This window comes from Streptomyces sp. NPDC037288 (assembly GCF_055603265.1).
On record NZ_JBVJVY010000010.1, the window covers coordinates 107747 to 131992 of the forward strand.

The window sequence follows — 24246 nt, forward strand, 5'->3', positions numbered from 1 at the left end:
GGACGCATGAGAGGGGCGGGGCGCCCGGGCCGCCGCCGAGTCCCGTGGCTGTCGTACCTGGTGGTGGTGACCGGCGCCGTGCTCACGGTGGTGCCGTTCCTCGACATGGTGATGACGTCCTTCAAGGGGCCCGGCGAGGCCGGCACGCTGCCGTACCGGTTCCTGCCCGAGGCGTTCGACCTGTCCAACTACCGGGCGGCGATCCACCAGCTCGACCTGCCGGCACTCTTCCGCAACAGCGTCGTCGCCACCGCCCTGATCACCGGATCGGTGCTGCTTACGTCGTCGCTCGCCGGCTACGCACTCGCCAAACTGCGCTTCCCGGGACGGGACTTCGTCTTCCGCCTCGTCCTGTCGACGATGATGTTCCCGCCGTTCGTCTTCTTCGTCCCGCACTTCCTGATCCTGGTGCACTGGCCGCTGGCCGGCGGCAACGACCTGTCCGGGCGCGGCGGCGCGGGCCTGACCGTCAGCATCGTGGCGCTCGCCATGCCGTTCCTCGTGAGCAGCTTCGGGATCTTCCTGACCCGCCAGTTCATGCTCTCGATCCCGGACGAGGTCCTGGAGGCCGCACGCATCGACGGGGCCGGGGAGTTCACCGTGTGGTGGCGGATCGTCGTGCCGCAGACCACCCCGGTGCTGGTGACGCTCGGCCTGCTGACCTTCGTCGACGCCTGGAACGAGTACATCTGGGCGCTGCTCGTCTCGACCGCGAACCCGGACGTGATGACCCTGCCCGTCGGCATCCAGCTCCTGCAGGACTACGTCGACCCCACCCGCACGATGCCCATCGTCATGGCCGGCCTCGTCCTGAGCATCCTGCCGGTCCTGGTCCTCTTCCTGCTGCTGCAGAAGTACTACGTCCGCGGCGTCATGCTCAGCGGCCTCAAGTGAGGCTTCCCAGGAAGAGACCGGGGGACCACCACGGCCTCGTCATCGAGACGGGCGTCGGCGCCGGCATGAAGATCACCCTCCGGGTCCCGAAGTTCCGCCCGGGCATCCAGGCCCCGCCCCCGTGACTGCGCCTGCGTGCCCCCGCCACCCGGTCAGCTGTCGTCGTCCGAGGAGTGACACCCTTTCGGGAACGAGGTGTCACCGTCGGGCGTGGCGAGGAAGAAGACGTCGATCCTCACCTTGCCGGACGGCCCGCCCTTCCAGTAGCCCCGCTTCGGCGCATGCCTGAAGTGCGAAAACCCACCGGTGATCATCGAGTTGACCTTGTCGGCGGCCTCCTGGCCCGGCCCCGGATCCGGCGCCGTACCGAAGGAGAGCACGAAACCCGCCGCACGGTCCGCCACCCCGGCCCCGCGCAGCTGCGCGCCGAACTGCTTCCGGACGGACCCGGCACTGCCCGTCCGCACGGTGAAGCTGCACGGCTTGAGCACCAGCCCGCGCTCCGCCGGCTGGGTGCTCGGCGGCGGGCTGGACGGCGTGCCGGGCTTCGGCGTCGCGCCCGTGCGGTGCTCGCGCGGCAGGGAGCCGAGCGCGATCACGAGCAGCAGCAGGAGCAGATCGGCGAAGAGCCACCCGGCGAGCAGCACGGTGCGCCCGTCGGCCGCCCGCCGCGGCGGCCGGCTCACGGACGGCCCCCGTACGGCGGCGGGTCGGCGTTGTCCAGGCCGCCGGGCGGAAGATGCCCGGTGCGGCTGTCGAGGCGGTCGACGAGCTGCCAGATGCTCCGGGTGGAGTCCACCAGGTTCTCCGCCCGCTCGGTGAAGACCAGCAGCGTCTCCCCGAGACTGCGGGCCAGTTCCCGGACCGCGGCGACCGCGAGGTCGTGCCGGTGGATCTCCTGCCCGGTCGTCTCCTGGGCGCGCCGCAGGTCGCCGACGAGCGCGTCGATGGCGGCGCGCAGTTTCGCCTCGTCCTCGGCGTTCTGCTCCCGGATCCGGATCAGGTCCTGGGCCAGTTCGCTGGGCGGGGTGAGGCCCCGGATCAGCCGGGTCAGTTCGTCGACCGTCTTCGTCCAGCCGTCCAGGGCGCTCTGGATCCTGCTGCCCGGCCCGGTCTCCAGGACGGCCGTGATCTCCTGGGAGGTCCGGTGCAACGCCGACACCAGTAGCTCCGTACCGGCGTTGAGCTGGGAGGCGAGCTTCTCGGCGCTCCGGCTGTCCAGCGGTTTGCCGGCCGGCCGTGCGGGCGTGGCCAGCAGGAACGTGGCCAGCGCCAGCTCGTTGGCGAGCCGCCCGCGCTCCCCCTCACGGGAGAGCCGCCGCTCCCGGCTGCGCTGCAGGGCGTGCAGCACCAGGGTCAGCAGCACGACGGCCAGGATCAGCAGCGTGACGTGGAGCGCGGACGTGCCCAGGGTCACGGTGGTCGGCGCGGGCGGGCTGCCCTGCGGGAAGCCGCGGGCCCAGCCGAGCAGGAAGGGGTCCTGGCTGCGGGTCGCGTCGTAGGCGTCCAGGGCGCCGCGCAGCCGCCACCAGGTGAGTGCGATGGGCGCGAACACCAGCACGTCGCGGGCGACGCCGAGCCAGCCCTCCAGGCTGCCGCGGCTCTTCGAGGGCGCGTCCGGGAGCAGCACCTCGGGCGGGTAGGCGGCGACCAGATCGGTGCCGGCGAGGGTGGTCCCGCCCCGTTCCAGGTCGGCGACGACCCGGTCGAGGACCCGGGTGTCGGAGCCGTCGGTGCGGGCACGGTTCGCCAGGGCGCGGATCCGCCCGGCGATGCCGTCGAGTTCCGAAGCGGAGCCGGTGCGTTGCGCGGGAACCGGCCCGGGGTTCGGCGGTGTTGCCTCTTCAGTCGATGTCATGCGGCGTCATTCGTGTCGTCCGGCGGTCGGTGTGGGGAGCGGGGAGGGAGGCGGGCGTATCCGAGGTCAGGGCATGGAGGTCAGCAGGATGTAGCCGAGCGTGCAGAGCAGGACGAAGAGCAGCGCCGACACGAAGGCCACCGCCACGCCGTCGAGTTGGCCGAGGCCCCCGAGTCCGCGCCGCCGGCGTGCGGACGGCTCCTGCGGGCCGCCGTCGGCGTGCGGGTCGGCCGGCCACCGGCCCGGTTCCCGCGGCGGCGCCGGGGACTCCCACCGCGAGGGGTCGGGGACGGCCGGATGGACCCAGGCGGTGTGCGCGTGTGGGGAAGAGGAGGAGGACGGGTACGCGTCCGCACCCGCGGCGGCCGGCGGCTGTGCGCCGGTGCCCGTGGCGGGCGGGTCCTGCCGGGGCCCGCCCGGCGTGGCCGGGACCGGGCCGGGGGCGCCGTAGCCCGGCGGCGGGGTCGTTCTGCCGCCGAGTACCGGTCCGCCCGGCCGGGACCCGTACGGGGAGCCCGCGCCGGGGCCGGGGTAGCCCTCGGCCCGCAGGAACTGCTCCGACAGCTCGTAGCGGATCCGCTGCTGGGCCCCGTCGTCCACGGCGAGTTCCAGTGCGGCGGCGTACAGGCCCAGCGGCGCCCGGACTCCGGCGCGTTCCACCAGGGTCGCGGCGGCCGCGCGGTCCAGCCGCGGGCCGTGCGCGGCGAGGAGCAGCTGGCGGAAGCAGTCGACCTCCTTCACGCGGTCGCCGCCGGCGATACGGTCCACCGGGTCGAGCAGCAGGCCCTGCTCGTACCACAGGTGTGCGGCGACCGGGCTCGGGCCTGCGTCCGCGAGGTGGCGCAGCACCAGGTGCATGGCCTCCGGGTAGCGGCCGGCGTAGTGCCCGACGAGGTCCAGCAGCTCCTGCGGCGGGCTGGCCGCGAGGAGGTCGGTGTGGTCCAGCGCACCGGGGGGCATGCGCAGGGCGAGGGCCACGATCAGCAGCCGCCGGTGTCCGGCCCGGCTCAGGTCCAGGCCCGGGGGCGGCACCTGCCGGCCGAAGATCCTGGCCACCACCGGGGGCGCCGGCTCCGCGTCCCTCGTCGCCTCCACCAGCCCGTCGGGCCCCTGTCCGGCGAGGCAGGCCTCCACGGCCTCGGTCAGCAGCAGGTCCCGCAGCTCGGGGTGGCGGGCGGCCCGTCGCTCCAGGCGGCGCCAGCGGCGCAGTGCCGCCTGGAGCCACTCCGCGGGCTGCCGGCGCAACTCGCCGGTCATGCGGGCCCGTTCATGGACCAGGACACCGCGCTCGACGGCCCGTTCGAGCAGGGAGTCGTCGAGGAAGATGTCCAGGCGGACCCGTGGGTCGGCGATCCGGCCGTCCACGATCGGCACCGTACGCCGCCAGGCGTCCACGTCCTGCGCGGTGTGCAGCGGGTGCCGCGGACGGATCCGCTCCAGCGCCGTGTGTCCGTCCTCCTGGTACAGCTGGACCAGCTGGGCGGCGAACCGGGTGGTGTCCGTGTCCGGCGGGGGCTCGGTCACGTCGACGCGCCGGCGCTGGTTGATGTACATCGACTGCGGCGGCCGGGCGGCGAGGAACACCACCCGGGGCTGATGGCCGCCCTTGTCGGTCGACTCGCGGCTCGCGAAGGTCCAGGGCCGGCCGGCGACCGGCCCGGCGATGTCGAACAGGGCGGTCATCGTTGCCAGTGCGAGCTGCGGCCGGATGAGGACGCTGAAGTCCTCCGCGGGCTCGGCGAGCACCCGGGCGACGAGCGCGGTGAGCTGCTCGGCCGGGACCTCGGCGACCCTCTCGCGCAGCGCGGCCAGGCCGGGCCGCGCCGCCTCCCTCAGGTCGTCCAGGTCGAGGGCGGCGAGGTCCGCCCCGGCGCCGTCCGGCTCGCGGTCCCGCCAGCCCGGCCAGTCGTGCAGTCCCAGGGCGAGCCCGGCGTCGATCGCGCGCGGGTCGCCGACCAGGACGTGGGTCAGCGTGGCGCCGCCCCGGCCGTGCGGGTTGCGGGAGGGCAGCTTGCGCAGGACGGCCGCCTCGTCGTCGAACACCAGGTGGACGAGGCTGGCCGAGTCCTCCGGCTGTTCGCCCTGGCCGTCCTGGGTGGCCCAGACGTACTGGAGCCGCTTGGCCCAGCGGTCGAGGGTGCGCAGTCCGGAGTGGGCGACCGGGCGGACCCCGGCGTTGCCTTCGTGGTCCCGTTCGGCCCAGCCGAAGAGGATCTGGTCGACCGTCGTCATCGGACAGCTCCCTGGCCGAGGTCGTCGGGGTCGAGGACCCCGCACATGGCGAAGAGGGCGAGCATGGGTTTGAGGGTCCGGCGCGGCGCGAAGCTCCCGTGCGGCGAGCGCTGGACGCCGTCCGCCTCGACCGCCTTGTGGCCGGTCGCGGTGGCGAAGTGCAGCGTGGAGCGGGCGCAGCGCACGAACGGGGCGAGCCAGCCGGCGGCGCCGCGGGAGCTGAGGAAGGCGTAGGCGTCCTCGCTCTCCTGCTCCACGGTGGCGAGCTGCAGCTCCTCGTCGGGAGAGGTGTTCTGGAACCAGCGGTCGACGAGGGGTTCGTGGTGCCGCAGCAGATCGCACTTGCCGACCACGACGGCGGCCGGCAGCGGCAGGAACTGTGAGCCGTCCACCCCGTGCAGCCGCCCGATCTTGTCGAGGACGACACCGAAGGACGGGTCGCCGGTGACGCTGCCGGTGGCGGTGGTCAGTCCGCGGATACGGGTCGGGTCGACCACGAAGACCAGGGCGCTGACCGCGCCGAGGAACGGCACCTCGGCGTCGTGGTCGGCGAGCCACTCGCCGGAGACGTCGAAGAAGGCGACCGCGGCATTGCGTCCGGTGTTGCTGTTGTGGATCCACAGGGCGTCGGTGAACTCCGGTGGCTGGGCGGGGGTTCCGGCCAGGCCCTGACCCTGGTCGAGGAAGGGCCGGACGACGTCCTTCAGATAGCGCTGGTGCAGTTTCAGGTCGAGCCCCCCGACGACCAGGCCCAGGCGGGCCATCCGGTCGACGTCGGAGAGCATGCCGAGCATGGCGGCGAGCAGATGGCTCTTGCCGGCCGCGGACTCGCCGACCACGCCGATGACCAGGGGCTCCCCGAAGTCGCCGTAGCGGCCCGGCAGGACGTGCGGCTCACCGCCGCCCGTGCACAGCCGGTAGGCGTTGAGCCGGCGGTGGTTCCAGCGTACGTCGTCCTCGCCCTCGCGGCGGACGAGCTGTTCGGGCCGGCCGTCCGCGGTGAGGGTGACGGTCTCGGCCTTCGCCCAGTCGACCATGCTGAGGCAGATGGGGCACCTCACTTTTGCTGCCATGTCACTCCTCCCGTCAGGTCAGCGCCAGGACGGCGATCAGCACGCATACGAGCGTGACGGCCACGGCGACGGACAGGACGACGGCCCGCCTGCCCGTGACGGGCGGGACCGGGCCGGTGCGCGGGGGAGCGGCGGGCGGCTGGGGGTACGACTGTCTGTGCTGCCGCTGGTTGAAGGCGTGCTGCCGGGCGCGCAGTTCGTGGAAGTGCCGGCGGGCCTGCTGTTCGACCTCGGCGAGCCGGGGCGGGCCGGACGTGCCCGGGCCGGAGCCGGTGCTCCGGCCCGCCTGGGTGTCGCGGCGCAGCCGCAGCGTGTATCCGCTGACCCGCTGACGCGCCTCGTCGGTGAAGACCCCTTCCAGCAGGGTGCGCTGGCTGGCGTCGAGCCAGTGCACCCGGTCGCGCATGTCCGCGGCCGTGGTGGCCTCCTCGCCGGTGGCGAGGTGGAAGATGACGGCGCCGGCGGAGTAGACGTCGTCCCGGCAGTCGGCCCGGCCCTGGCCCTTGGCCTGTTCCGGGGACCGCCACGGGTCGGTGCCGGCCGCCGCGCCGCGGGGCTCGCCCTCGTCCAGGGTGAGACCGAAGTCGGCCAGCTGTACCGTGGTCCCGTCCCACCACAGGGTCTCGGGCCGGATGTCCCGGTGCACCAGACGCAGGTCGTTCAGGTGCCGGAGCACCGCGAGGATGCCGTCCACGACGGCCCACAACTGGCCCGCCCCCAGCGGTAACCGGTCGCCGATCTCGGACAGGGGGCGGCCGCGCCGGGTGGCGACCAGGTAGGGCGCCCGGCCGTCCGCCCGGTAGCCGATGACGCGGCTGAGTTCGGGCGGGTAGCTGGTGATGCCGAGCCGGCGCACCAGCACGTCGGCCGTCCTGACGGTCCGTTCCAGCTCCCGGCGCGCCGCGTCGGTGTGGGCGATGCGCTGCACGACACGCTCGCCGCCGCCGTGCACCAGCAGACCGTGACGTTCTCGGAACCCGTCCCGGGACACTTCTCCCTGGCGATCGAAATCGATCTCGAAGATCGATTTTCCGGCATCGCGGCCACCACAGGTGATCATTTCCAGACGCTCGATCAAACCCGCCCCCGATAAGTGTGCTGCGGAATCCGAAACTACACCCGCGCAGCGTCACTGCGCGTACCCTTCTCACCAACGGCCCAATACGTGACGGAAGTTGGCTCGGGGGACGAACAGATGGCCAGTCCGACATGGACACAACTGCGCGATGCCGGCGCATTCGAAACACTGGGCGAATTGTTTCCGGACGCCCCGAACAGTCACGCCTTTCTCGAAGACCTGGGAATCAGCCCCGCCCTGCTGCCGCCGTTCTCCCAGCTGCCCGCCGCCTCCTGGTGGCGCGCGGTCTGCCGGACCGTCGACCAGGGCCGCTTCCAAGGCGTCACGCTCGGCGACCTCGTCACCGCGGCGGCCGTGCTCTTCCCGGGACACGAGGGCCTCGCGGCCCTGGCCGGCCGGCGCGCGCCGGCCGGCCTGCGGGTGCTGTGCCTGATGTCCGCGCCGCTCGACGAGGCCAGGCTGCGCATCGGCGCCGAACAGCGCGTCGTCCGGGAGGCGGCGGCCCGCTCCGCCGGCCGGCTGACGGTGGAGGCCCACCCGGCGGCCCGGGTGTCCGACATCCTGCCGCAGCTCCAATCGGTCCGGCCGCACATCGTGCACTTCGCCGGGCACGGCACGGACGACGGGCGGCTGCTCTTCGAGGACGAGACGGGCACCTCCGCCCCGGTCCCGGTACGGGCACTCGCCGCGGCCCTCGCCCTGTACGCGCCGCTCGACTGCGTCGTCCTCAACTCCTGCTGGTCGGCGGCGTACGCGCACGGCCTGCTCGACTGCGCCGACACCGTCGTGGGCACCGGCGGCGAACTCACCGACGACGCCGCCCTCGCCTTCGCCAGGGGCTTCTACGAATCCCTGGCCCACTCCACCGCCGTCGACCGGGCCTGCGAGGCCGCCCGCGTGGCCCTCCTGCTGGGCGGCCACGACCCGGACGCGGTGCACCACCGCACCCGAAGGGGCCGCGCGGCATGACGACGCCCGACACGCGCCCCGCCACCTCCGCCCCGGCCGGCGTCGCCAGCGCCTTCGAGCGCGGACTGCAGCGCGGCGACAACCCGCAGGTCGCCGGCGCCGACGGCCCGGCCTCCACCACCGTGGACTCGCGCTGGCTCGGCACCTGGCGGCGGCCCGGCTCCGCGCGCCGCGCCCCCTGCCGGGTATGCGGCCACACCTTCCGGCTGGACGACACCGTCTATCTGCGCCACGCCGACGACGGCAGACTGACCGACGTCACCCACCACTTGCGCAACCTGCCCTGCAGCGGCGAGGCCCCGCCCGCCGACCCGTCCGACCCGGGGGCGCAGGCCGCCTTCTTCCGCGGCGTCGACACCACCGACCCCCGGCCGGACACCCTGCACACCGTGCGGCTGATGCCCGGCGACCCGGTGCTCGGGCAGCCGCGGCAGCGCAACGCCTGCTTCGTGTGCACGCACACCTTCCGGCTGTTCGAGACGGTGGTCGTCTGCCCCTGCTCGCCCGGGGACCCCGGCTGCCGCAAGGCCGTCCACCAGGACCCGGCGCGCGGCCTCGGCTGTTTCGAGCAGTGGCGCAGCGAACTGACCGTCCAGCAGTGCCCCATGAACTTCCGCACCCTGAGGCGGAACTGACATGGGACGCTTCGACCGCCACGCCCTCGTCAGCGGCTGGGACCAGCAGCGGCTGGCCGAGGCCACCGTCGTGGTGTGCGGGGTGGGCGCCCTGGGCAGCCAGTGCGCCCAGGCGCTCGCCCTGGCAGGCGTCGGCCGTCTGGTGCTGTGCGACCCCGACACGGTCGCGGAGTCCAACCTCAGCCGCGCCCCGCTGTTCCGCGCCGACGACATCGGCGAACCCAAGGCGCCCACCGCGGCCCGCAGACTCACCGCGCTGTCCCCGGTGACCCGGGCCGAGGCCCGTACCGCCCCCCTGGTCAGCGGGGTGGGCCTGGCCGAACTGCGGGACGCCTCGCTGGTCGTCAGCTGCCTGGACAGCCTGGCGGCCCGGCTCCAGCTCGCCGGCCGCTGCCAACTGGTGGGCGCCGCGCTGCTGGACGGCGGCACCAGTGCCTGGGGCGGCGAAATACGGCTGTACGAGCCGTGCGGGCCCTGCTTCGGCTGCGGTCTCACCCCCCGGGACCGTGCCGCCCAGGACGACCCGTGGGCCTGCGCCGACGCCGCCGTACCCGAGGCCGGCGCCTCGGCGCCCGTGTCCGCGCTGATCGGCTCCTGGCTGGCGGTGACGGCGGTACGGCTGCTGTGCGGTGCCACCACCGGCCCGGGCGTGATCCGGGTGGACGCCGCCGGCGGTACGGCGACCCCGGTGACCGTGCCCCGCGATCCCGACTGCCCCCTGCACCACCGTATCCCCGCCGACCTGGTGGCTCCCGTGCCGGACACGGTGCTGTCCACCCCGGCCCACCTGACCGACCATCTGGCCCCCGAGGAGACCGTGATGACCTGGGCGCCGCTGCCCGGCTCCCCGCCCCCGCGCGAGTCCACCCGGCTCGCCGACGCGCCCCCGCGCGCCCGCCTCGCCGATCTCGGCGTGGCGCCGCGCGAGATCCTGCCGGTCCTCACGACCGGCCGCACCCGCGGAATCCGCTACCTGGAACTGGCCGAGGCCGACGGGAAAGGAACACCCCGATGACCTACGAAGCGGGCAAGCTCCCCGCCGACGTCAAACGCGAACTGGTCAACCTGCTGGGCGAGCTCTACCGCACCCAGAACCAGGCCGAGGAAGTCCTGGACGACATGGACTTCCCGCAGCAGGCCCGGCCGCGCTGGGACGCGGGCCAGGAGATCGGGGCCTACTGGCGGCAGGTGGTGCGTGCGCTGGAGCTGGGCGCCGTACAGCGTGACGGTGTCCAGCAGCTGCTGGAGACGGTGCTGGGCCGCTGGCCCGGCAACCAGGCTCTGCAGAAGATCCGCGCCTTCCTCGAGGAGGAGGAGCGGGAGCACGGCGGCACCGCCGGGAACGCCGACACGCTGTACCGGACGGTGGAGTTCGTGGGCAGCGACGCCTACCCCGAACTGCTCAGACTGGTGCGCGAGCTGGTCGACGCCGACGCCGTCCAGCTGTACGCCGATCACCGGCAGGCCGCCTTCCGGGTCGCCGCGATGCTCCCGGACCGGCTGGACCGGCTGCGCGAACGGGCCGCGCGCATCGCCCCCGACGTGGAAGTGCTCTACGGCGAGTACGACTTCCGGCCCACCCTGTACACCCGCCTGGAGGTCATGGGACCCGACGGCCAGCAGTTCGAGATCCCGAACGTGCCCAACACGACCCTGCCGAGCGACCTCGTCCCGGCCGTCTGGGCGCAGTACCGGCCGGAGGTCGCCCAGGACGCCAACGGCCATCTGCTGCGCGCCGTGGTCGACTTCCGCGACGAGAGCGGCGAGGCCCGCCGCCTCGACCCCGAGCAGCCGCTCTACAACCAGGGTGTGCGCGACGGCGGCCAGTTGCAGATGTCCGCCGAGTCGACGGCCGGCGTCGACGGCTTGCTGCGCTTCGAGGCGCTGGCCCGGGCCCGCGACGACATCGTCGACTTCGCCGCCGAACACGACGAGTTCACGCTGGTCGCCATGGACGACGAGCGGCTGCCGATGGAGTACCGGATGGAGCTGCACGTGCCCGGTTTCGCCCCGCCCGACGACCTGGAGACCTGGCCCCTCGAACCCCGCCGCATCGACCAGCACGAGCTGGACGTCTGGATGCCCTCCGAGTTCCCCATCCAGGCCCCGCGCGTCCTCTGGCGGTCGGACGTGTTCCACCCGAACATCGCCCGCGACGAGGACCGCAAGGGCGCGGTGTGCCTCGGCCCGCTGATGACGGACTACACCCCCGACCTGAGCATGTACTCGCTGTGCCAGATGCTCATCGACATGGCCCGCTACCGCAACTACGAGATCCTGCCCCACGACTACCGGATGGCCAGGGACTTCGACAGCCTCGTGCAGGACATCATCGAACGCGGCGGATACCTCGACGCGGGCGCCGCCGCCTGGGCGTTCTCCTGGGAGGGCCAGGAACGCATCAAGGAGATCGGCGGCACCACCTGGCTGGCCCGGGCGGGCCTGACCGAGCGGGCCGACCGCTCCCGGTTCCTGGAGGTCCAGCGCGTGGAGGAGAGCGCGGATGAGTGAGGAGAACCGCGCCGGCACGGCCATGGTGCTGCTCTACAAGGGCACGTCCTTCGACCTGGTCGGCAAGATGACCCTGTCCTCGCTGATGGTCGAAGGACTGCGCCGGGACCTGCCCGACGGCGAACCCGACGAGCCGCTGATCATGCATCTGCGGTACGTGCGCAGGCCGGACCCCCGGCTGGTGGACGGCCCGCGCACGATCCACAACCTGCGCAGCCAGATCGGCCGCCTGGGAGTGATCGTCTCCCAGGGCGGAGAGACGGTCATCGACCGCGAGTACCCGGTGCGGGAACTGCTCGGCCCGGTCCTGCAGCACGTGGTGCAGCAGCTCGACCCGGACGAACAGGTGTGGGGCTTCTGCCTCGACCATCCCTCGCTGAGCGGTCTGGCACTCGGGCGCTCGACCCCCGAGGTCGAGGGCACCATGGACCTCAACCTCCGCGAGAGCAGGCGCAGTTTCACCGTGCGCAAGGTGGCCGAGCCGCCGGTGCCCGGCGTGGACCCGGCGGACCTCGGCATCGACGCGGCCGGGCTCGGCCAGGTGACGGTCCTGCTGTCCGGCGACATCCACGGCCATCTGCAGGAGATGAAACTCTCCCGCCGGCTGGAGGAGGGCGGTTTCCTGCTCGGCAAGGTCCTGCGCGTCCTCGGCCCGGAGCGCGCGGAAGGCGCTGACGACACCGGCGAGGCGCCGGCCGACCGCTATCTGGTGGAGATCAATGAGGTCACACCGGCCGAGCACGCGGGCGCCGGAGCACTGCACTTCACCTTCACCGGCGACTCCTTCCGCGAGGTGAACCAGCGCATCACCGCCTCCGGGCAGGACCGGCAGCTCATGGGCTGGTACCACACACATCTCTTCTCCGGGAACGACTCGGGCCTGTCGAGCATCGACGTCGATCTGCACCTCGGCACGTTCCGCCAGCCCTGGCAGGTCGCCGGACTGATCAATCTCACCGGCGAGGAGCGGCTGCTGCGTTTCTACGCGCGCTCCGGCGACTCGGTGCGCGAATGCGAACAGTGGGTGAAAGATGACCGCGGTCGATACCGCCTTGCGCGTCCTGTTGTGGTCGACGGCCGCTGACGCCGGCGCGGCCACGCGTCCGGCGCCGCCCGAGGGCGAGCTGACAGCTCCGCAGGAGCTGGCCGCGCCGCCGCCCGACGTCACCGCGGCCGTCGTCCGGCTGGCGGCGCAGTCGGCGGCCCGGCTGCGGCTGGACGCCCTCGCGGCCGGCGAGCGGCGGCCGGTCGGCGCCGGGGCCCTCCTGCTGGCCGCCGCGGTCGGCGCACGGGCGCAGGCCCAGCTCGCGGCCGAGGCGGTCCGCGCGGTGCCGCCCGCCCGCTCGCTGTGGGACGTGCTCACCTACCACGTGGTGGTCGCGCCCGCGCTGCCGCACGTCGCCGACCCGGTGCTGGCCGGCCGGCTCCGGGCCGCCTCACCGCTGACCGCCCTGCTGGACCGGCCCGACCCGGTCGGCGAGACCCATGCCGAACTCCTCCTGGAGGACGTACTGCTGACCCATCCTCAGGGCCGCCGCCTGATCACCACCGTCTACTGCGAGGCCCCCGCCTCCCCGGCCCAGGCCCTGTGGCGGGGCCGGCTGCTCGACCAGCTCCGGATGAGCGAGCGGGAGCTGGTGATCGACGTGTACGAGGCGGCCCTGCTGCGCCACACGGAGGCACACCTGTCGCTGATACGCCGGGCCCGCGTCGGCCTGACCGTGCCGCCCGACCTGGCCGCCGCCCGCCCGGTCGCCCACTGGTGGGCCGCGCTCGCCCGGCTGGAGCGCTCGCACCGGCGGCTGCTGCGGGCCCGCTCCGGCATCGGCACCGCGTACCTGCCGGGCGTACGCCTGTACCGGCAGGTGGAACGGCTCGAAGCGAGTGGGGGGAGTACCGCATGACCACGACCGTGCGCCGCATCTCCGTCGTCGCCCCGGACGAGGCGTCCCGGGCGGCGCTGCGCCGGCAGCCGCCGCACATCACCGTCGAACAGGCCCTGGCCTCCGGACCGTACATGCTGCTCCTGCCGCTTCCACCGGGCTGGGACGTGCTGAGCTGGGAGACCGTCTCACCGGAACTGCTGCTCCAGTCGGAGCTGCCGCACGGCACCCCGCTCTACGCACCGGCGTACTCGCCGGCCGCGCCACAGCCCGACCTGACCAAGCGGCCCGACCCGGCCCACACCACCGAACCGCCCCGCGAACAGGCCGCCCCCGAGGAGCCGGTGTACCGGCACCCGCAGCCCGCGGAACTCCACGAGGACCAGGCGACCGTCCTCGCCTACGGCCGGGACATCGCCCAGGTCGCCTCGCTGCTGCGGGCCCGGCTGTCCGTGCTGGTCGTGGCGGAGAAACCGGTGGTGCCGCACCTGTGGCGGGAGATGGCCTCCCGGGCCGGACTGCGGGCCGAGGTGCTGGAGGAGCCCCCCGAGGGCGAGGACGGCGACCCGCAGGAGCAGCCGCCGCCCGGCGAGCAGCTCATCCCCCCGGTGCAGCAGAACCCGCGCCAGCGCCTGCTGGCCCGGCTGCGCGAGCTGGTGCGCGCACTCAACGACGACACCGTGCTCGTCGTCCAGCACCTCGACCTCCTCGCCGGCGGCTCCGACGGACAGCTCTCCCCGGAGGCGCGGGAGGTGACCGAGCTGCTGCACGGAGCGCCCGAGCGGGTGATGCTCGCCTTCGCCGCGCCCTCGCTGTCGGTGCCCGAGGTGCTGGCCGAGCGGTTCAGCACCCGCGTTACGATCACCGGTGTCCCGCGCACCGTGTGGTTCCGCGACGACCAGGAGGAACAGCCGCTGGGCCGGGCCCTGGTCACGGTCGGCGAGGCCGAGCGGTTCGACCGGTACGACCCCATCGAGTTCTACAAGCACGTCGCCGGTATGAACCCCGTACTGCTGCGCCAGGCCATGCGCTACGCGATGAGCGTCCACAAGGACCACCCGGCGCCGGTCGCCCGCGACCTGTACTCCACGATCCGGGCGTTCAAGGCCCAGATGTCCAGCAACTTCGAGGTACCGGACGTCGGGTTCGACGACATCGCCGGCTACGACGAGGTCAAGGCCCAGATCCAGCGGGCCATCGACATCGTGATGGGCCACCACCGGCTGCCCCCCGAACACGACCACCTGCGCACCAAGCTGATCCCGCGAGGCTTCATCTTCCACGGCCCACCGGGCACCGGTAAGACCCTGTTCGCCAAGGCGATCGCCAACCGGATGAACGCCACCATCCTCGTGGTGTCCGGACCCGAGGTCATGGGCACCTACGTCGGCGAGAGCGAGCGCAACGTCCGGGAGATCTTCGCCGAGGCGCGCCGCAACGCCCCCTCGGTCGTGGTCTTCGACGAGTTCGACTCCATCGCCTCGCGCCGCTCGGAGCACTCCGACGGCGGTACCCGCGCGGGCAACGCCGTGGTCGCCCAGATCCTCACCGAGATGGACGGCTTCCGGCCGGAGGTGCCGACCCTGGTGATCGGCACCACCAACCGGCTGAACCTGATCGACGAGGCCCTGCTGCGGCCCAGCCGCTTCGAGAGCATCGCCATCGACCTGCCCAACGACGAGGCCCGGCTGAAGATGATCAGCCTGCACGCCGCGAAGTTCGGCATCGACGTCAGCGGCGGGGTGGACGAGCTGATCGCGTCGGCGCTGCGCGGACGCAACGGCGACGACATCCACTCGGTCTTCCGGGACGCCTTCGTCGCCGCTCACTTCCAGGACCCGCCGGTGCCGCCCAGCCCCGAGCAACTCGGCCAGATCGTCGGCCAGTTGCAGCGCAAACGGCGCGAGCAGCGCCGCTCGGGGAGGCGCTGACGCCGTGGCGGACACGAGGGACACGAGGAGGGAGGCGCGGTGAGCTGGGGCCAGGACACCGTCGACACCATCAGGGACCTGGAGTACGTGCGGCGGCGGCTCGACGGCGAGTTCGTCGGCCGGGACCGTGCGGTGCGGCTGCTGCAGCTCGCCGTGGTCTGCCGGGAACACGCGCTGCTGCTCGGGCCCACCGGCACCGCCAAGAGCGAGCTCATCTCGGCTCTGGCCCGGCACATCGAGGCCCGCCGCTTCAGCTATCTGCTCACCCGGTTCACCGAACCGTCGGAGATCTTCGGCGCGCTGGACTTCGAGCAGTTCCGGCAGGGCGCCTACCAGGTGCGCACCGAGGGCATGCTGCCGACCGCCGAACTCGTCTTCCTGGACGAGGTGTTCCAGGGCAGCAGCGCCATCCTCAACACCCTGCTGACCCTGCTCAACGAACGCCGCTACCACAACGGCGCACGAGCCGAGAACGCCCCGCTGATCAGCCTGCTGGGCGCCACCAACGAGATACCCGACGACCCCGGCCTGACCGCGTTCTCGGACCGGTTCCTGATCCGGCTGGAGGTGGAGCCGGTGGGCGGCACCGACCTCGAACGGCTGCTCCAGGTGGGCTGGGAGCACGAGACCCGCCGGTTCACCGCCGCCGTCCAGGCGGCCGAACAGGCGCGGGGCACGGACACCGCCGCCGGGACCGGCGCCCACCGCAGCTCGGGCACGGTGACCGTGGAACGGCTGGGCCGGCTCACCCTGCGGCTGAGGGACGTCGACCTGGATCCGGTCCTCGGCGAACACCGGGAACTGGTACGGCAGTTGCTGATCCAGGGGGTGCGGCTCTCGGACCGCCGGCTGGTGCGCAGCCTGAAACTCGTCGCCGGGGCCGCGCTGCTGCGCGAGTCGCGCACCGCCGAACCCGTCGACCTGTGGCCGCTGGCCCACATCTGGACCGACCCCGCCGACCGGACCACGGTCGAGGAGGCCGTCCAGGCCGTGGTGGAGAAGCACGGAGGGGAGCCGGCCAGACGGCGCCGCCCCGACCACGAGATCCTGCTCGACGCCCGGGAGATCGGCGCACCGCTGACCGCCGGTCGGCGGCCCAGCGAGTGGAGCGTCGTCGAAGGGCTCCACAAACTCGCCGACCTGTCGCGGGAGTTGAGGGAGCATCCTCCGGTGAACACCCAGACCGAGGCAGAACTGTCTCGTATCATTGCCGAAGTGAACGCCTTGCTCGACCAGTTCGAGTGAGGGCGGGAACACACGAGGGGGTACCCCAGCATGTGCAATCCCCGACGGGTCCGCATCCGGGCCTCCAGCCGGCTCACCCGCATATGGCAGGAAGAGCTGCGCCGTACGGGCCGGGCCAGCGCCGAGGTGGCCGGCGAGGCCACTCTGCGGGAGGAGTTCGGCACCCTGCTCGGAGCCCCGGCCCGCCGGGCGTTCGAGGACGCGCTCGGCGCCGACACCCGGTGGACCTGGCAGGACGGCGCCTACCGGCTCGAGATGGACGGCGGCACGGTCGTCTACCACCTCGACACCGGAGAGATCGAGATGACCGCACGGCTCAGCGACATCGTGACCGCCGAGGCCGAGGTGACCCGCACCCTGCGGGGCACGGTGGACGTGAACGCCACCGCCGAGCACTCCGAGAGGTACTTCGACGACAGCTGGGCGGGCCTGAGCAAGTCGCTGGCCGAACGCACCGCCCGCGCCCAGGCCCAGGAACGCGCCGACCGCGAGGCCGCGGAGCAGGCCGCCCGCCAGGAGGAGCGGGAACGGCTCGCCGGCCAGCGCAGGCTGGCAGGGCAGCGCGACGAGATCGACGCCGAGGCCCGTGCGGAGGCCGAACGCCGGGCCGCCGCCGAGGCGGAGCGGCGCCGCGGGGAACTCGAACGGGACGCCGAGGCCCGGCTGCGGGACACCCGGACCGGCTTTCTGCGCCCGGTGCACGAGGTGCTGGCCGTGGCCTACCGCGACGCCATCGTGGCGTACGCGCGCGAGCACGGCGTGCAGGACATCCAGGTCGACGAGACGGACGGCACGCTCAACATCCAGTTCGAGATGGAGGCCTGAGCGATGCGGGTCAGGGTCGAGTTCCGGTTCAACGCCGAGACCGGCGAGGTGGAGCTGTTCCAGGTGGACGACATCGGCCGTACCACCCGGATCGAGGACCACGACGCCACCCACGAGGAGATCGCCTACGCGATCGGCCGGGTGCTGGACCGCAGGCCCGTGGCGGAAGAGGTACGCGACCAGGAACGTGAACCGCAGCTCCGGCAGCTGCCCGCGCAGACCGACCCGGCCGACGGGGAACAGCACCGCGAACCGAGGCGCGCCCACGAATGACCAGATCGCCCGACCTCCTCGCGTACGCCGCCCGCTGCTACGAGCAGGCGGGCGACTACGCCGAGGCCGCCCGCTGCCACGAGGAGGCCGGCCATCCGCTGAAGGCGGCCGAGCTGTGGGAGCAGGCCGGCGACCCGGAGCGCGCCGCCGACCTGTGGCGGCGCGCCCGCCGGCCGGGCCGGGCCGCCGAATGCCTGCTGTCCGCGCGTCGGTTCGAGGCGGCGGCCGAGTGCTTCGAGCAGGGCGGCGACCTGCTGCGCGCCGGCTGGACCCTGGTCACCCTCACCCGGTCGTACGCCACCGCCGAGCACCTGTTCGCCATCGCCCAGCCGCGGACGGCGGGCGAGCGGCTGCGGCGCCGGCTGGGCCGGCAGCTGGCCGCGGCCCGGGCCTACGGCGAGCACGAGGCCCTGCTGCGCACCCTGGCGGGCGTGCCGGAGCGTATCGGCTCGCTCACCCCGGCCCGGGAGCGGGCCGAGGCCGAGGCGTGGGCGGTCTGCGCGGCGGACCACATCCGCCGCCCGGACCTCGGCGCCCTGGTCTTCGCGGCCTCCTACCGGGCCGGCGTCAGCGGCTGCGCCGACCGCTGGCAGCAGTGGGCCGCCCGCACCCTCGGCGACACCACCGGCGTGCCCACCGGACCCGCGCCGCCGGACCCGGCACGGGACTAGGGCCAGCATCGGCAGATCCATACATCGGGGGATCCATGAGTACTCTTTGGCGGCGCAAGAAGCGGCCGTTCCCCTTGTTTCCCGCACAGCAGCCCGCGCCGCCCGTACCCGCGCCGGCCGACCGCTCACGGTCCATCACCGTGATCCCCAAGCCCCCGCACGGCCAGGACACACCGCCCGCGCCGCCCGGCGAACCCCCGGCCGCCGAGCCCGGGGAGCGGGGCGAGCCGGCCGGCTGGTCGGCCGTGGTCCGTTTCCCGTCCCCCCGCGCCGCCCTCGGCCATGTCGCGGCCACGGCGGAACTGGGCCCGCCCGGCCTGCGCAGATCGCCCTACGACCCCTCCGTGTGGGCGCTGCTCACCCCCGGACACCAGCCGGGCCTGCCCCTGGCGGCCGGGTACGGCGGCGTGGTCTGCGAGGCCGACGCGGACGGCCTGCTGTGGCCCGACCGGCCGGCCGCACGCGTCCCGCGGGCCATCGGCGAGCTGCCCACCGTCGCCGGATGGGAGCCGGTGTCCCTCGCCGAACTCGCCGCCCACAGTCCGGTGGCCGGCCCGCCGCCCGGCCTGAAGGAGGTCGCCGTCCTCGCACCGGGCGCGCTGGCCCGCTGGCTGCTGCGCCGCTGCCTGGCCGCGGGCGTGGCGACCACCTTCACACCCGTCGAGCGGCTCGGACCGGACGGCCGGGACGCGGGCTGGCTGCTGCTGCGGCTGAGCTCCGCGGACGGCGCCGTACCCGCAGGACTGGTCGAGGCCTGCGGCAGGCTGCCGGGAACCGTGGCCTGCCGGGCGGCCGACCCGGACTGCCGGCTGCTGGTCGACGTGCGGCTGCGGCTTCCGCTGGACGACGCCGCACTGCTGGAGGAGGTCCCGCCCGCGGGGCACCTCGTCGTGGAGCGCGCCGTGGCCGGACCGCCCTGGCAGTGGCGGCCACTGGGGGAGGCCGCCGCGGGTGAACTCCTCGACGCGCACCCGGTGCCGGCCGCCACCGCACCCGTGCGCACCCCGGTGCCCGTGCCCCTCCTCGGGCCGCCGCTGCCGGTCCGCCTGGTGGCCAGCGCACGCGCCCCGCACCGGGTCGACGCCGTACTGGTCGCGGACGGCGAACTCGACGCGCTGCGCCGCTTCCTGCGCACCCGGCCGCTGCACGAGACCGCCGTGGTCGCCTTCGGACCCGGCCGCCACCTGGTGACCGAGCCGCCCGGACTGTGCCAGGCCCTGCCCTTCGGCGTACCCGTCCACCAGACCGGTCCCGGCGCCCTGTACCTGGAGAGCGGCTGCGTCCTCAACCCGCCGCTGCCGGACACCGCACGCGACGAGGTCCTCGGCCTCGGCCCGGACGTCATCACGGTGCTGTGCCGCGACGGCGCCTGGCAGCTGCGCCTGGCCGACGTACGACCCGCCTGGCAGCTGTGGATGCCCGCGCCGCCCGCCTTCGCCACCGGACTGTCCGAGCCCGCCCGGGAGCTCCTGGACCGGCTGGCCTCGGTGATGCCCGAACCGGAGCCCGCCGCACCGGCCGCGGCGCACACCCCGGAGGCCGAACGGCGGCGGCTGAACCAGGTCGCCATGGAGCACTCCCTGCGCGGTGAGTACCGCAAGGCCGCCGAACTGCTGGAGCGGGCCGGTCACTTCCAGCGCGCCGCCCAGATGTACGAGCGGGCCGCGGCCGAGCTGGGCGAGGGCCTGTGAGCACACCGCCGGCCGGCGCCTGGAGCGCCCAGCACATCCTCACCGTGCCGGCGGCCGACGCCCGCGGCCTGTGCCTGTCGCCGGACGGCACCGGACTGGTCGTGGTGCACGGCGGCACGGTGGTGCGCTACGACGACGAGGGCCGCGTCGTATGGCGGCTGCCCTGGCCCGGTCCACCGCTCGGCACGGACCCGCACCCCGGCACCGACGCGGCGGTGTGGACCCCCGACGGCGACCGGCTGTTCCTGCTGGTCGCGGGCCGGCTGGTCCTCCTCGACGCCGACACCGGGGAACCCGTGGAGCTGCCCGCGCTGCTCCACACCGAGGGCGAGATCACCGCCCTGGCCCTGTCGCCCGACGCCCGGCTGCTCGCGGCGGGCCTGCGCACCGGCGACGTCCTGCTGCTGTACCGGGCCGAAGGCACCGCGACCCGGCTGCGCGGGGTCGACCCGGTGGTGGAGGTGTGCTGGGTCCCGGGCCGGCAGGACACCCTGTGCGTGGCCACGGCGACGTCCGCGCAGCTGTGGGAACCGCACGGCGGCACCATGACGGGCACGCTCGGCGGGCTCTTCGAGGGCCTGCGCCGCGTGGCGTGCTCCCCGGAGGGGCGGCCGATCGCCGTCGAGGACTACGCGGGGCTACGGCTCCTGGACCCGGCCTCCGGCCGGGAACTGCGCCGCGAGTTCGTGCCGTACCGCATGAACGCGCTGACGTTCAGCCACGACGGCTCCGTGCTGATCGCCGGTTCCGAGCTGGACGGGCTGTGCGTCCTCGGCCCGCGCCTGGACATCCTCGGGCAGCTGCCCGGCCGGGTCACCGGCCCTGGCGACCTGAGCCTGTCGGCGAGCGGACTGTTCGCCGCCCGGCTCGACACGGACACCATCGCGGTGTGGGAGCCGTCCGGTGCGGTGCCGCGCCCGCACCGGCGCCGGGACCCGGCCGCGCTGCGCCGCTGGGCCAACGCGATGGGTGTCACCGTCGGCAAGGTCCACACCCGCACCGGGGAGCGGCCACCGGGCGTGCTGCGCGCGCTGCGCCTGCCGGAGGCCGGGCTGGGCTGTGTCGCCCCCGCCCTCGTGTGGTCGCCGGACGGCGCCCGGCACTGGTGCGAGGCCGGGCCGGGCCGCATCCTCGAGTACCCCGCCGACGCGACCCGCCCGCGCGGCGAGGTGCCGGTGCGGAGCTTCCCGCACGGCTGGTACGACGCCGCCTGCCTGGCCGGCGACCGCCCGGTCCTGGTCCTGGCATCCCATTACGAGCAGGGCGTCAACCGGCTGGTGGACCCGGGCGACGGCGGGGTGCTCGCCGAACGCGCGGCAGGTCAGGCGGTCACCGCCGATCCGCTGCGCCCGCTGCGCTGGGCGGCGCCCGAACCCGGTGCCGCCCCCCGGCAGTTGCTGGTGCACGACCTGGCCCAGGACGGCGGCGGGCCGCAGCGGCTGCCCGTGGAGGACGGGGTGCGCCGGCCCGCCTGGTCCCCGGACGGCCGGCTGCTCGCGGCCGGCACCCGCGGCCGGGTGATCGTCTGGAGCGCCGCTCCCACCGGCCGGTGCCGCCGCGTGCGGGTGCTCGACTGGCCCGACCCACAGGCCATGGTGTGCCAGGTGGCCTGGTCCCCGGACGGCAGCCGGCTGGCCGCCACCCCGGGCAGCGCCGGCGGCCCGGTCGTGGTCTGGGACACCGGCACCTGGCAGCGGCGGCAGACGTTCGGTGAGGCCGGCGGCCGGGACTGGGCGCCGGCGCTGTCCTGGTGCGCCGACTCCCGGCTGCTGGCGTTCGCGTCCGCCGGCCAGGACTCCGTGGCCGAGGTCTGGGACGCGCAGGAGGCGCGCCGGGTCCGGCTGCTCGTGCCACCGGACGGGGTCGGCGGGCACCTGTGGACGCTGCGCTGGTCACCGGTCGGCGACCAGCTCGCGGCCACCTACAACTCCGGTGCCGCCGTCCAGTGGGAGCTGTTCACCGGCGGCCCGCGCACCGCCGCCACCCCGGTCCCGCCCAACGGCCAGGAGGAACTGGTACGGCTCGCCGTGCTCGCGGCCGTCCACGGGTTCGGGGTGCCGCTGGACCTGCTGGCGGACGTACTGGCGCTGCTGCACGGCACCACCCCGCCCCGGCTGCGCACCCTGGCCGACCACCGCGGCCTGCACGCGCTGCGCGAACTGGGCTGGCCGGGGCCCGCGTTGGCGGGACTGGCGCTGCTGCTGGTGGCGGACCTGCCCGCCGTCCCGGCGTATCTGGCCCCGCCCGAGGTCACCCCGGCCGATCTCGCCCAGGCCCTGGGCCGGGCGCTGACCGGCTCCTCCATCCCCGCCCGCAGATCCGCACCGACCCTCACCGAACTGACCGCGGCGCTGGGCACCGTGGACGACCGGCTGGTCGCGCTGCTGCGCATCCTCGGCCCCGAGGCGGTGGCAGCCGACCCCACCCTGCCGGCCCGGATGCGCCGGTTCCCGCTCTCCCTCACCCCGCCCGGACCCGCGCAGCGCGCCCTGCTGGGCCTGAGGCTGCTGGACGGCGACACCGGCCTCGCCATGGGCGGCGCGGGCGGCACCGGCCGCTCCGGGCTGGCCCGGCACGGCCCCGCCAACCGGCTGCTGCCCACCCAACTCGCCCTGCCCACCGAGCTGCTCAGGGCCCGGCACGCCCGCGACGAGCTGCTGTACCGCACCAGCAGCGGCCGGCTGCCGCGCGACCCGCACGGCCTGGTCCTGGTGCTGGACGACACGCCCGCCACCCACGGCAAGGTCGGTTCCGTGCTGCGGCTCGCGGCTCATCTGATGGCCGCCACCGTGCTCAGACTGGGGCGGCCCTGCGCTCTGGTGCCGCTCGGCGAGCCGTGGCGGTCGCGGATCCTGCAGGGCCCGGAGGACCTGGTGCAGGTGTGGGCCGCCGGCCCGCTGACGGCGGGTGACGCGCCGACGGCGCTCCGGGAGGCCGAGGTGGTGGCCGCCCGGCTCACCGCCGACATGTCCGGGCCGCCCCGGATGGTGCTGCTGTCGCACCCCTACCTGCGGCCCGCACCGCGACCGGGACTGCGCGAACTGCGCGTGCACTACCCGCACATCCCCTGGCGCGAGCCCGGCCGGCACCGCCAGGTACTGCCACCGGAGCCGTCACCGGAGGAGCTGCGGGCGGCACTGACGGCGCTGCTGTCGGACGAGTGAGACGGGTCTCCGCCCGCCCGGGGTGCCGCGCGGTCAGCCGCAGAGCATCTGCTCGATCGCGTCCGGTCCCAGCGTCTGAAGCAGCTGCTCCAGCACCTCGGGCCGGAAGGCGTCGCCGAGCACCTGGACGCCCCCGCCGTCGACGCGGATGCTGATCCGCACCAGGCGCCCTTGGGGATGCTGCTCGTACTCCTCGGGCTGGATCAGGTCGGGGATGTGCTCGACCATCCGGTATTCGGCCATGGTGTCACCATCGTCCTTCCACTTCGGCGCCGCACCGCGGGCACCTGCCGTCTTCGAGAACGTTCCCGCCCAGGGCCCAGATGTCCCGTGCCACCACGGTGGTACGGCACCGCGGGCACCGGGTGGCCCGCCCGTCGGCGCCCAGGGCCCGCTCTACGTACACATACCGCAGCCCCTCCTCGTGCCCGATCCGTACCCCGGCCTCGAGGTCGGCCACCGGTGTGGGCGCGTGGCCGGTGCGGCGGTGGGCGGGGGTGGCCCGGATGAGATGCCAGGGGATCGCGGGGTCCAGCGCGGCCAGCGCCCGGGCGATCGGGCGCAGGGTGCCGGGGCCGGCGGTGAGTCCGGGGATCAGCGGGGTCGACACCTCCACCCAGACACCCCGTTCCCGCAGGCCGGTGAGCGCGTCGAGCACGGGACCGGGCCGGGCGCCGGTCAGTTCGCGGTGGTCGCGTTCGTCGAGGGTCTTCACGTCGATGTTGACGGCGGTGACATGGCGTGCCGCGAGCTCGACGGCCTCGGCGGTGAGGAAGCCGTTGCTCTTCCAGACCACGTCCACACCGAGCGGGCGGCCCGACTCCGCGAGCGCGGCGGTGAGTTCGATGGCCAGCGAGGGCTCGGTGTAGGAGATCGCGACGCAGCCCGAGCGCTGTGCGGCCTCGCCGGTCACCTCGGCCGGGTCCACCGGTTCGGCGTCCCAGCGGACGGAGTCCACCCGGCCGTACTGGGACATACGGTGGTTGATGCAGTAGTCGCACGCGAAGGTGCAGCCCGGCGCGGCCAGGGTCAGACAGGGCGTGCCCGGCCGGTAGTGGTACAGCGGTTTGCGTTCGACGGTGTCCCAGTGCCGCACCGACGACGCGAAGGTCGCGGTCTCCAGCCCGTCCCCGGACCGGCGGCGCACCCCGCACAGACCCGCCTCGCCGTCCTTCAGCGAACAGCGGAAGGGGCACAGCACGCACTGCACCCGTCCGTGCCGCGGCCGGTGGAGGACCGCCGGCGTCCACTGCATGCCCATGTACCGTCCCCCGTCCGGTCAGTGCGCCATGGCCAGGGTAGCTCCCGGCCGG

Annotated in this window: 23 protein-coding genes; 16 read left to right on the forward strand and 7 right to left on the reverse strand. The window is 74.1% G+C overall.

Translation table 11 applies throughout. From position 1 onward, the window contains the following. Positions 1–6: 6 nt before the first annotated feature. Positions 7–894, forward strand: coding sequence for a carbohydrate ABC transporter permease (locus tag ACZ7GZ_RS14850; RefSeq protein ID WP_471024242.1), 888 nt, complete (start codon positions 7–9; stop codon positions 892–894). Then, complete coding sequence (locus ACZ7GZ_RS14855; protein WP_471024382.1) at positions 891–1019, forward strand: hypothetical protein; 129 nt, start codon at positions 891–893, stop codon at positions 1017–1019. Before ACZ7GZ_RS14850 ends, ACZ7GZ_RS14855 begins: the two co-directional genes overlap by 4 nt. A 27-nt stretch (positions 1020–1046) precedes the next feature. On the opposite strand, the gene ACZ7GZ_RS14860 is transcribed toward ACZ7GZ_RS14855, so the two are convergent. The 5 genes from ACZ7GZ_RS14860 to ACZ7GZ_RS14880 all read right to left on the reverse strand — a co-directional run bounded on the left by ACZ7GZ_RS14860 (position 1047) and on the right by ACZ7GZ_RS14880 (position 7009). After that, positions 1047–1580, reverse strand: a complete 534-nt coding sequence (locus ACZ7GZ_RS14860) for a hypothetical protein (protein WP_471024243.1) — start codon at positions 1578–1580, stop codon at positions 1047–1049. After that, positions 1577–2752: a hypothetical protein gene (locus ACZ7GZ_RS14865; RefSeq protein ID WP_471024244.1), complete on the reverse strand. Its 1176-nt coding sequence runs from the start codon at positions 2750–2752 to the stop codon at positions 1577–1579. Before ACZ7GZ_RS14865 ends, ACZ7GZ_RS14860 begins: the two co-directional genes overlap by 4 nt. Before the next feature lie 66 nt (positions 2753–2818). Continuing rightward, the gene (locus ACZ7GZ_RS14870) at positions 2819–4984 is read right to left on the reverse strand and encodes a hypothetical protein (protein ID WP_471024245.1); all 2166 of its coding nucleotides are present in this window, start codon (positions 4982–4984) and stop codon (positions 2819–2821) included. After that, entirely contained in the window at positions 4981–6057 is a 1077-nt protein-coding gene (locus ACZ7GZ_RS14875; RefSeq protein WP_471024247.1) for a hypothetical protein, read from the reverse strand. The genes ACZ7GZ_RS14870 and ACZ7GZ_RS14875 overlap by 4 nt, the downstream gene beginning before the upstream one ends. Positions 6058–6070: 13 nt before the next feature. Next, positions 6071–7009 (reverse strand): protein kinase domain-containing protein, encoded by a 939-nt coding sequence (locus ACZ7GZ_RS14880; RefSeq protein WP_471024249.1) that lies wholly within the window; start codon positions 7007–7009, stop codon positions 6071–6073. Here ACZ7GZ_RS14880 and ACZ7GZ_RS14885 point away from each other — a divergent pair. The 14 genes from ACZ7GZ_RS14885 to ACZ7GZ_RS14950 all read left to right on the forward strand — a co-directional run bounded on the left by ACZ7GZ_RS14885 (position 7004) and on the right by ACZ7GZ_RS14950 (position 22933). Next, positions 7004–7150, forward strand: a complete 147-nt coding sequence (locus ACZ7GZ_RS14885; RefSeq protein WP_471024251.1) for a hypothetical protein — start codon at positions 7004–7006, stop codon at positions 7148–7150. The two genes, ACZ7GZ_RS14880 and ACZ7GZ_RS14885, sit on opposite strands and share 6 nt — an antisense overlap. Before the next feature lie 102 nt (positions 7151–7252). Beyond that, positions 7253–8104: a CHAT domain-containing protein gene (locus tag ACZ7GZ_RS14890; protein WP_471024252.1), complete on the forward strand. Its 852-nt coding sequence runs from the start codon at positions 7253–7255 to the stop codon at positions 8102–8104. After that, complete coding sequence (locus tag ACZ7GZ_RS14895) at positions 8101–8739, forward strand: hypothetical protein (protein ID WP_471024254.1); 639 nt, start codon at positions 8101–8103, stop codon at positions 8737–8739. The genes ACZ7GZ_RS14890 and ACZ7GZ_RS14895 overlap by 4 nt, the downstream gene beginning before the upstream one ends. Position 8740: 1 nt before the next feature. Then, a complete protein-coding gene (locus tag ACZ7GZ_RS14900; protein WP_471024255.1) occupies positions 8741–9754 on the forward strand; it encodes a HesA/MoeB/ThiF family protein in 1014 nt (337 codons plus the stop codon). Then, complete coding sequence (locus tag ACZ7GZ_RS14905) at positions 9751–11250, forward strand: effector-associated domain EAD1-containing protein (protein WP_471024256.1); 1500 nt, start codon at positions 9751–9753, stop codon at positions 11248–11250. The genes ACZ7GZ_RS14900 and ACZ7GZ_RS14905 overlap by 4 nt, the downstream gene beginning before the upstream one ends. Beyond that, positions 11243–12334: a JAB N-terminal domain-containing protein gene (locus tag ACZ7GZ_RS14910; protein ID WP_471024257.1), complete on the forward strand. Its 1092-nt coding sequence runs from the start codon at positions 11243–11245 to the stop codon at positions 12332–12334. Before ACZ7GZ_RS14905 ends, ACZ7GZ_RS14910 begins: the two co-directional genes overlap by 8 nt. Continuing rightward, positions 12282–13154, forward strand: a complete 873-nt coding sequence (locus ACZ7GZ_RS14915; protein ID WP_471024259.1) for a hypothetical protein — start codon at positions 12282–12284, stop codon at positions 13152–13154. Before ACZ7GZ_RS14910 ends, ACZ7GZ_RS14915 begins: the two co-directional genes overlap by 53 nt. Further along, positions 13151–15064 carry an ATP-binding protein gene (locus ACZ7GZ_RS14920; RefSeq protein ID WP_471024260.1) on the forward strand — a complete coding sequence of 638 codons (1914 nt, stop codon included), beginning with the start codon at positions 13151–13153 and terminating at the stop codon, positions 15062–15064. Before ACZ7GZ_RS14915 ends, ACZ7GZ_RS14920 begins: the two co-directional genes overlap by 4 nt. A gap of 39 nt (positions 15065–15103) precedes the next feature. Continuing rightward, complete coding sequence (locus tag ACZ7GZ_RS14925; RefSeq protein ID WP_471024261.1) at positions 15104–16309, forward strand: AAA family ATPase; 1206 nt, start codon at positions 15104–15106, stop codon at positions 16307–16309. Between the two features lie 30 nt (positions 16310–16339). After that, positions 16340–17134, forward strand: a complete 795-nt coding sequence (locus ACZ7GZ_RS14930; RefSeq protein WP_471024262.1) for a hypothetical protein — start codon at positions 16340–16342, stop codon at positions 17132–17134. A gap of 3 nt (positions 17135–17137) precedes the next feature. After that, a complete protein-coding gene (locus ACZ7GZ_RS14935; RefSeq protein ID WP_471024264.1) occupies positions 17138–17407 on the forward strand; it encodes a hypothetical protein in 270 nt (89 codons plus the stop codon). Next, positions 17404–18078, forward strand: coding sequence for a hypothetical protein (locus tag ACZ7GZ_RS14940; RefSeq protein WP_471024265.1), 675 nt, complete (start codon positions 17404–17406; stop codon positions 18076–18078). The genes ACZ7GZ_RS14935 and ACZ7GZ_RS14940 overlap by 4 nt, the downstream gene beginning before the upstream one ends. Positions 18079–18113: 35 nt before the next feature. Continuing rightward, a complete protein-coding gene (locus ACZ7GZ_RS14945; protein WP_471024266.1) occupies positions 18114–19769 on the forward strand; it encodes a hypothetical protein in 1656 nt (551 codons plus the stop codon). Next, on the forward strand, positions 19766–22933 hold the full coding sequence (locus tag ACZ7GZ_RS14950) for a hypothetical protein (protein ID WP_471024268.1): 3168 nt from the start codon (positions 19766–19768) through the stop codon (positions 22931–22933). Before ACZ7GZ_RS14945 ends, ACZ7GZ_RS14950 begins: the two co-directional genes overlap by 4 nt. A gap of 33 nt (positions 22934–22966) precedes the next feature. Here the strand turns inward: ACZ7GZ_RS14950 and ACZ7GZ_RS14955 are convergent, their stop codons facing one another. Together ACZ7GZ_RS14955 and ACZ7GZ_RS14960 are read right to left on the reverse strand one after the other, a co-directional pair. Next, entirely contained in the window at positions 22967–23176 is a 210-nt protein-coding gene (locus ACZ7GZ_RS14955) for a radical SAM-modified peptide, FtsH ternary system-associated (RefSeq protein ID WP_471024270.1), read from the reverse strand. 4 nt (positions 23177–23180) lie between these two features. Further along, complete coding sequence (locus tag ACZ7GZ_RS14960; protein ID WP_471024271.1) at positions 23181–24188, reverse strand: radical SAM protein; 1008 nt, start codon at positions 24186–24188, stop codon at positions 23181–23183. Positions 24189–24246: the final 58 nt, after the last annotated feature.

What these genes read in the sequence shown, in the direction of transcription:
- ACZ7GZ_RS14850 (WP_471024242.1), top strand. Translation starts at nt 7, where the DNA reads ATGAGAGGGGCGGGGCGCCCGGGCCGCCGCCGAGTCCCGTGGCTGTCG.
- ACZ7GZ_RS14865 (WP_471024244.1), bottom strand. Translation starts at nt 2,752, where the DNA reads ATGACATCGACTGAAGAGGCAACACCGCCGAACCCCGGGCCGGTTCCC.
- ACZ7GZ_RS14870 (WP_471024245.1), bottom strand. Translation starts at nt 4,984, where the DNA reads ATGACGACGGTCGACCAGATCCTCTTCGGCTGGGCCGAACGGGACCAC.
- ACZ7GZ_RS14875 (WP_471024247.1), bottom strand. Translation starts at nt 6,057, where the DNA reads ATGGCAGCAAAAGTGAGGTGCCCCATCTGCCTCAGCATGGTCGACTGG.
- ACZ7GZ_RS14890 (WP_471024252.1), top strand. Translation starts at nt 7,253, where the DNA reads ATGGCCAGTCCGACATGGACACAACTGCGCGATGCCGGCGCATTCGAA.
- ACZ7GZ_RS14895 (WP_471024254.1), top strand. Translation starts at nt 8,101, where the DNA reads ATGACGACGCCCGACACGCGCCCCGCCACCTCCGCCCCGGCCGGCGTC.
- ACZ7GZ_RS14900 (WP_471024255.1), top strand. Translation starts at nt 8,741, where the DNA reads ATGGGACGCTTCGACCGCCACGCCCTCGTCAGCGGCTGGGACCAGCAG.
- ACZ7GZ_RS14905 (WP_471024256.1), top strand. Translation starts at nt 9,751, where the DNA reads ATGACCTACGAAGCGGGCAAGCTCCCCGCCGACGTCAAACGCGAACTG.
- ACZ7GZ_RS14910 (WP_471024257.1), top strand. Translation starts at nt 11,243, where the DNA reads ATGAGTGAGGAGAACCGCGCCGGCACGGCCATGGTGCTGCTCTACAAG.
- ACZ7GZ_RS14915 (WP_471024259.1), top strand. Translation starts at nt 12,282, where the DNA reads ATGACCGCGGTCGATACCGCCTTGCGCGTCCTGTTGTGGTCGACGGCC.
- ACZ7GZ_RS14920 (WP_471024260.1), top strand. Translation starts at nt 13,151, where the DNA reads ATGACCACGACCGTGCGCCGCATCTCCGTCGTCGCCCCGGACGAGGCG.
- ACZ7GZ_RS14930 (WP_471024262.1), top strand. Translation starts at nt 16,340, where the DNA reads ATGTGCAATCCCCGACGGGTCCGCATCCGGGCCTCCAGCCGGCTCACC.
- ACZ7GZ_RS14935 (WP_471024264.1), top strand. Translation starts at nt 17,138, where the DNA reads ATGCGGGTCAGGGTCGAGTTCCGGTTCAACGCCGAGACCGGCGAGGTG.
- ACZ7GZ_RS14940 (WP_471024265.1), top strand. Translation starts at nt 17,404, where the DNA reads ATGACCAGATCGCCCGACCTCCTCGCGTACGCCGCCCGCTGCTACGAG.
- ACZ7GZ_RS14945 (WP_471024266.1), top strand. Translation starts at nt 18,114, where the DNA reads ATGAGTACTCTTTGGCGGCGCAAGAAGCGGCCGTTCCCCTTGTTTCCC.
- ACZ7GZ_RS14955 (WP_471024270.1), bottom strand. Translation starts at nt 23,176, where the DNA reads ATGGCCGAATACCGGATGGTCGAGCACATCCCCGACCTGATCCAGCCC.
- ACZ7GZ_RS14960 (WP_471024271.1), bottom strand. Translation starts at nt 24,188, where the DNA reads ATGCAGTGGACGCCGGCGGTCCTCCACCGGCCGCGGCACGGACGGGTG.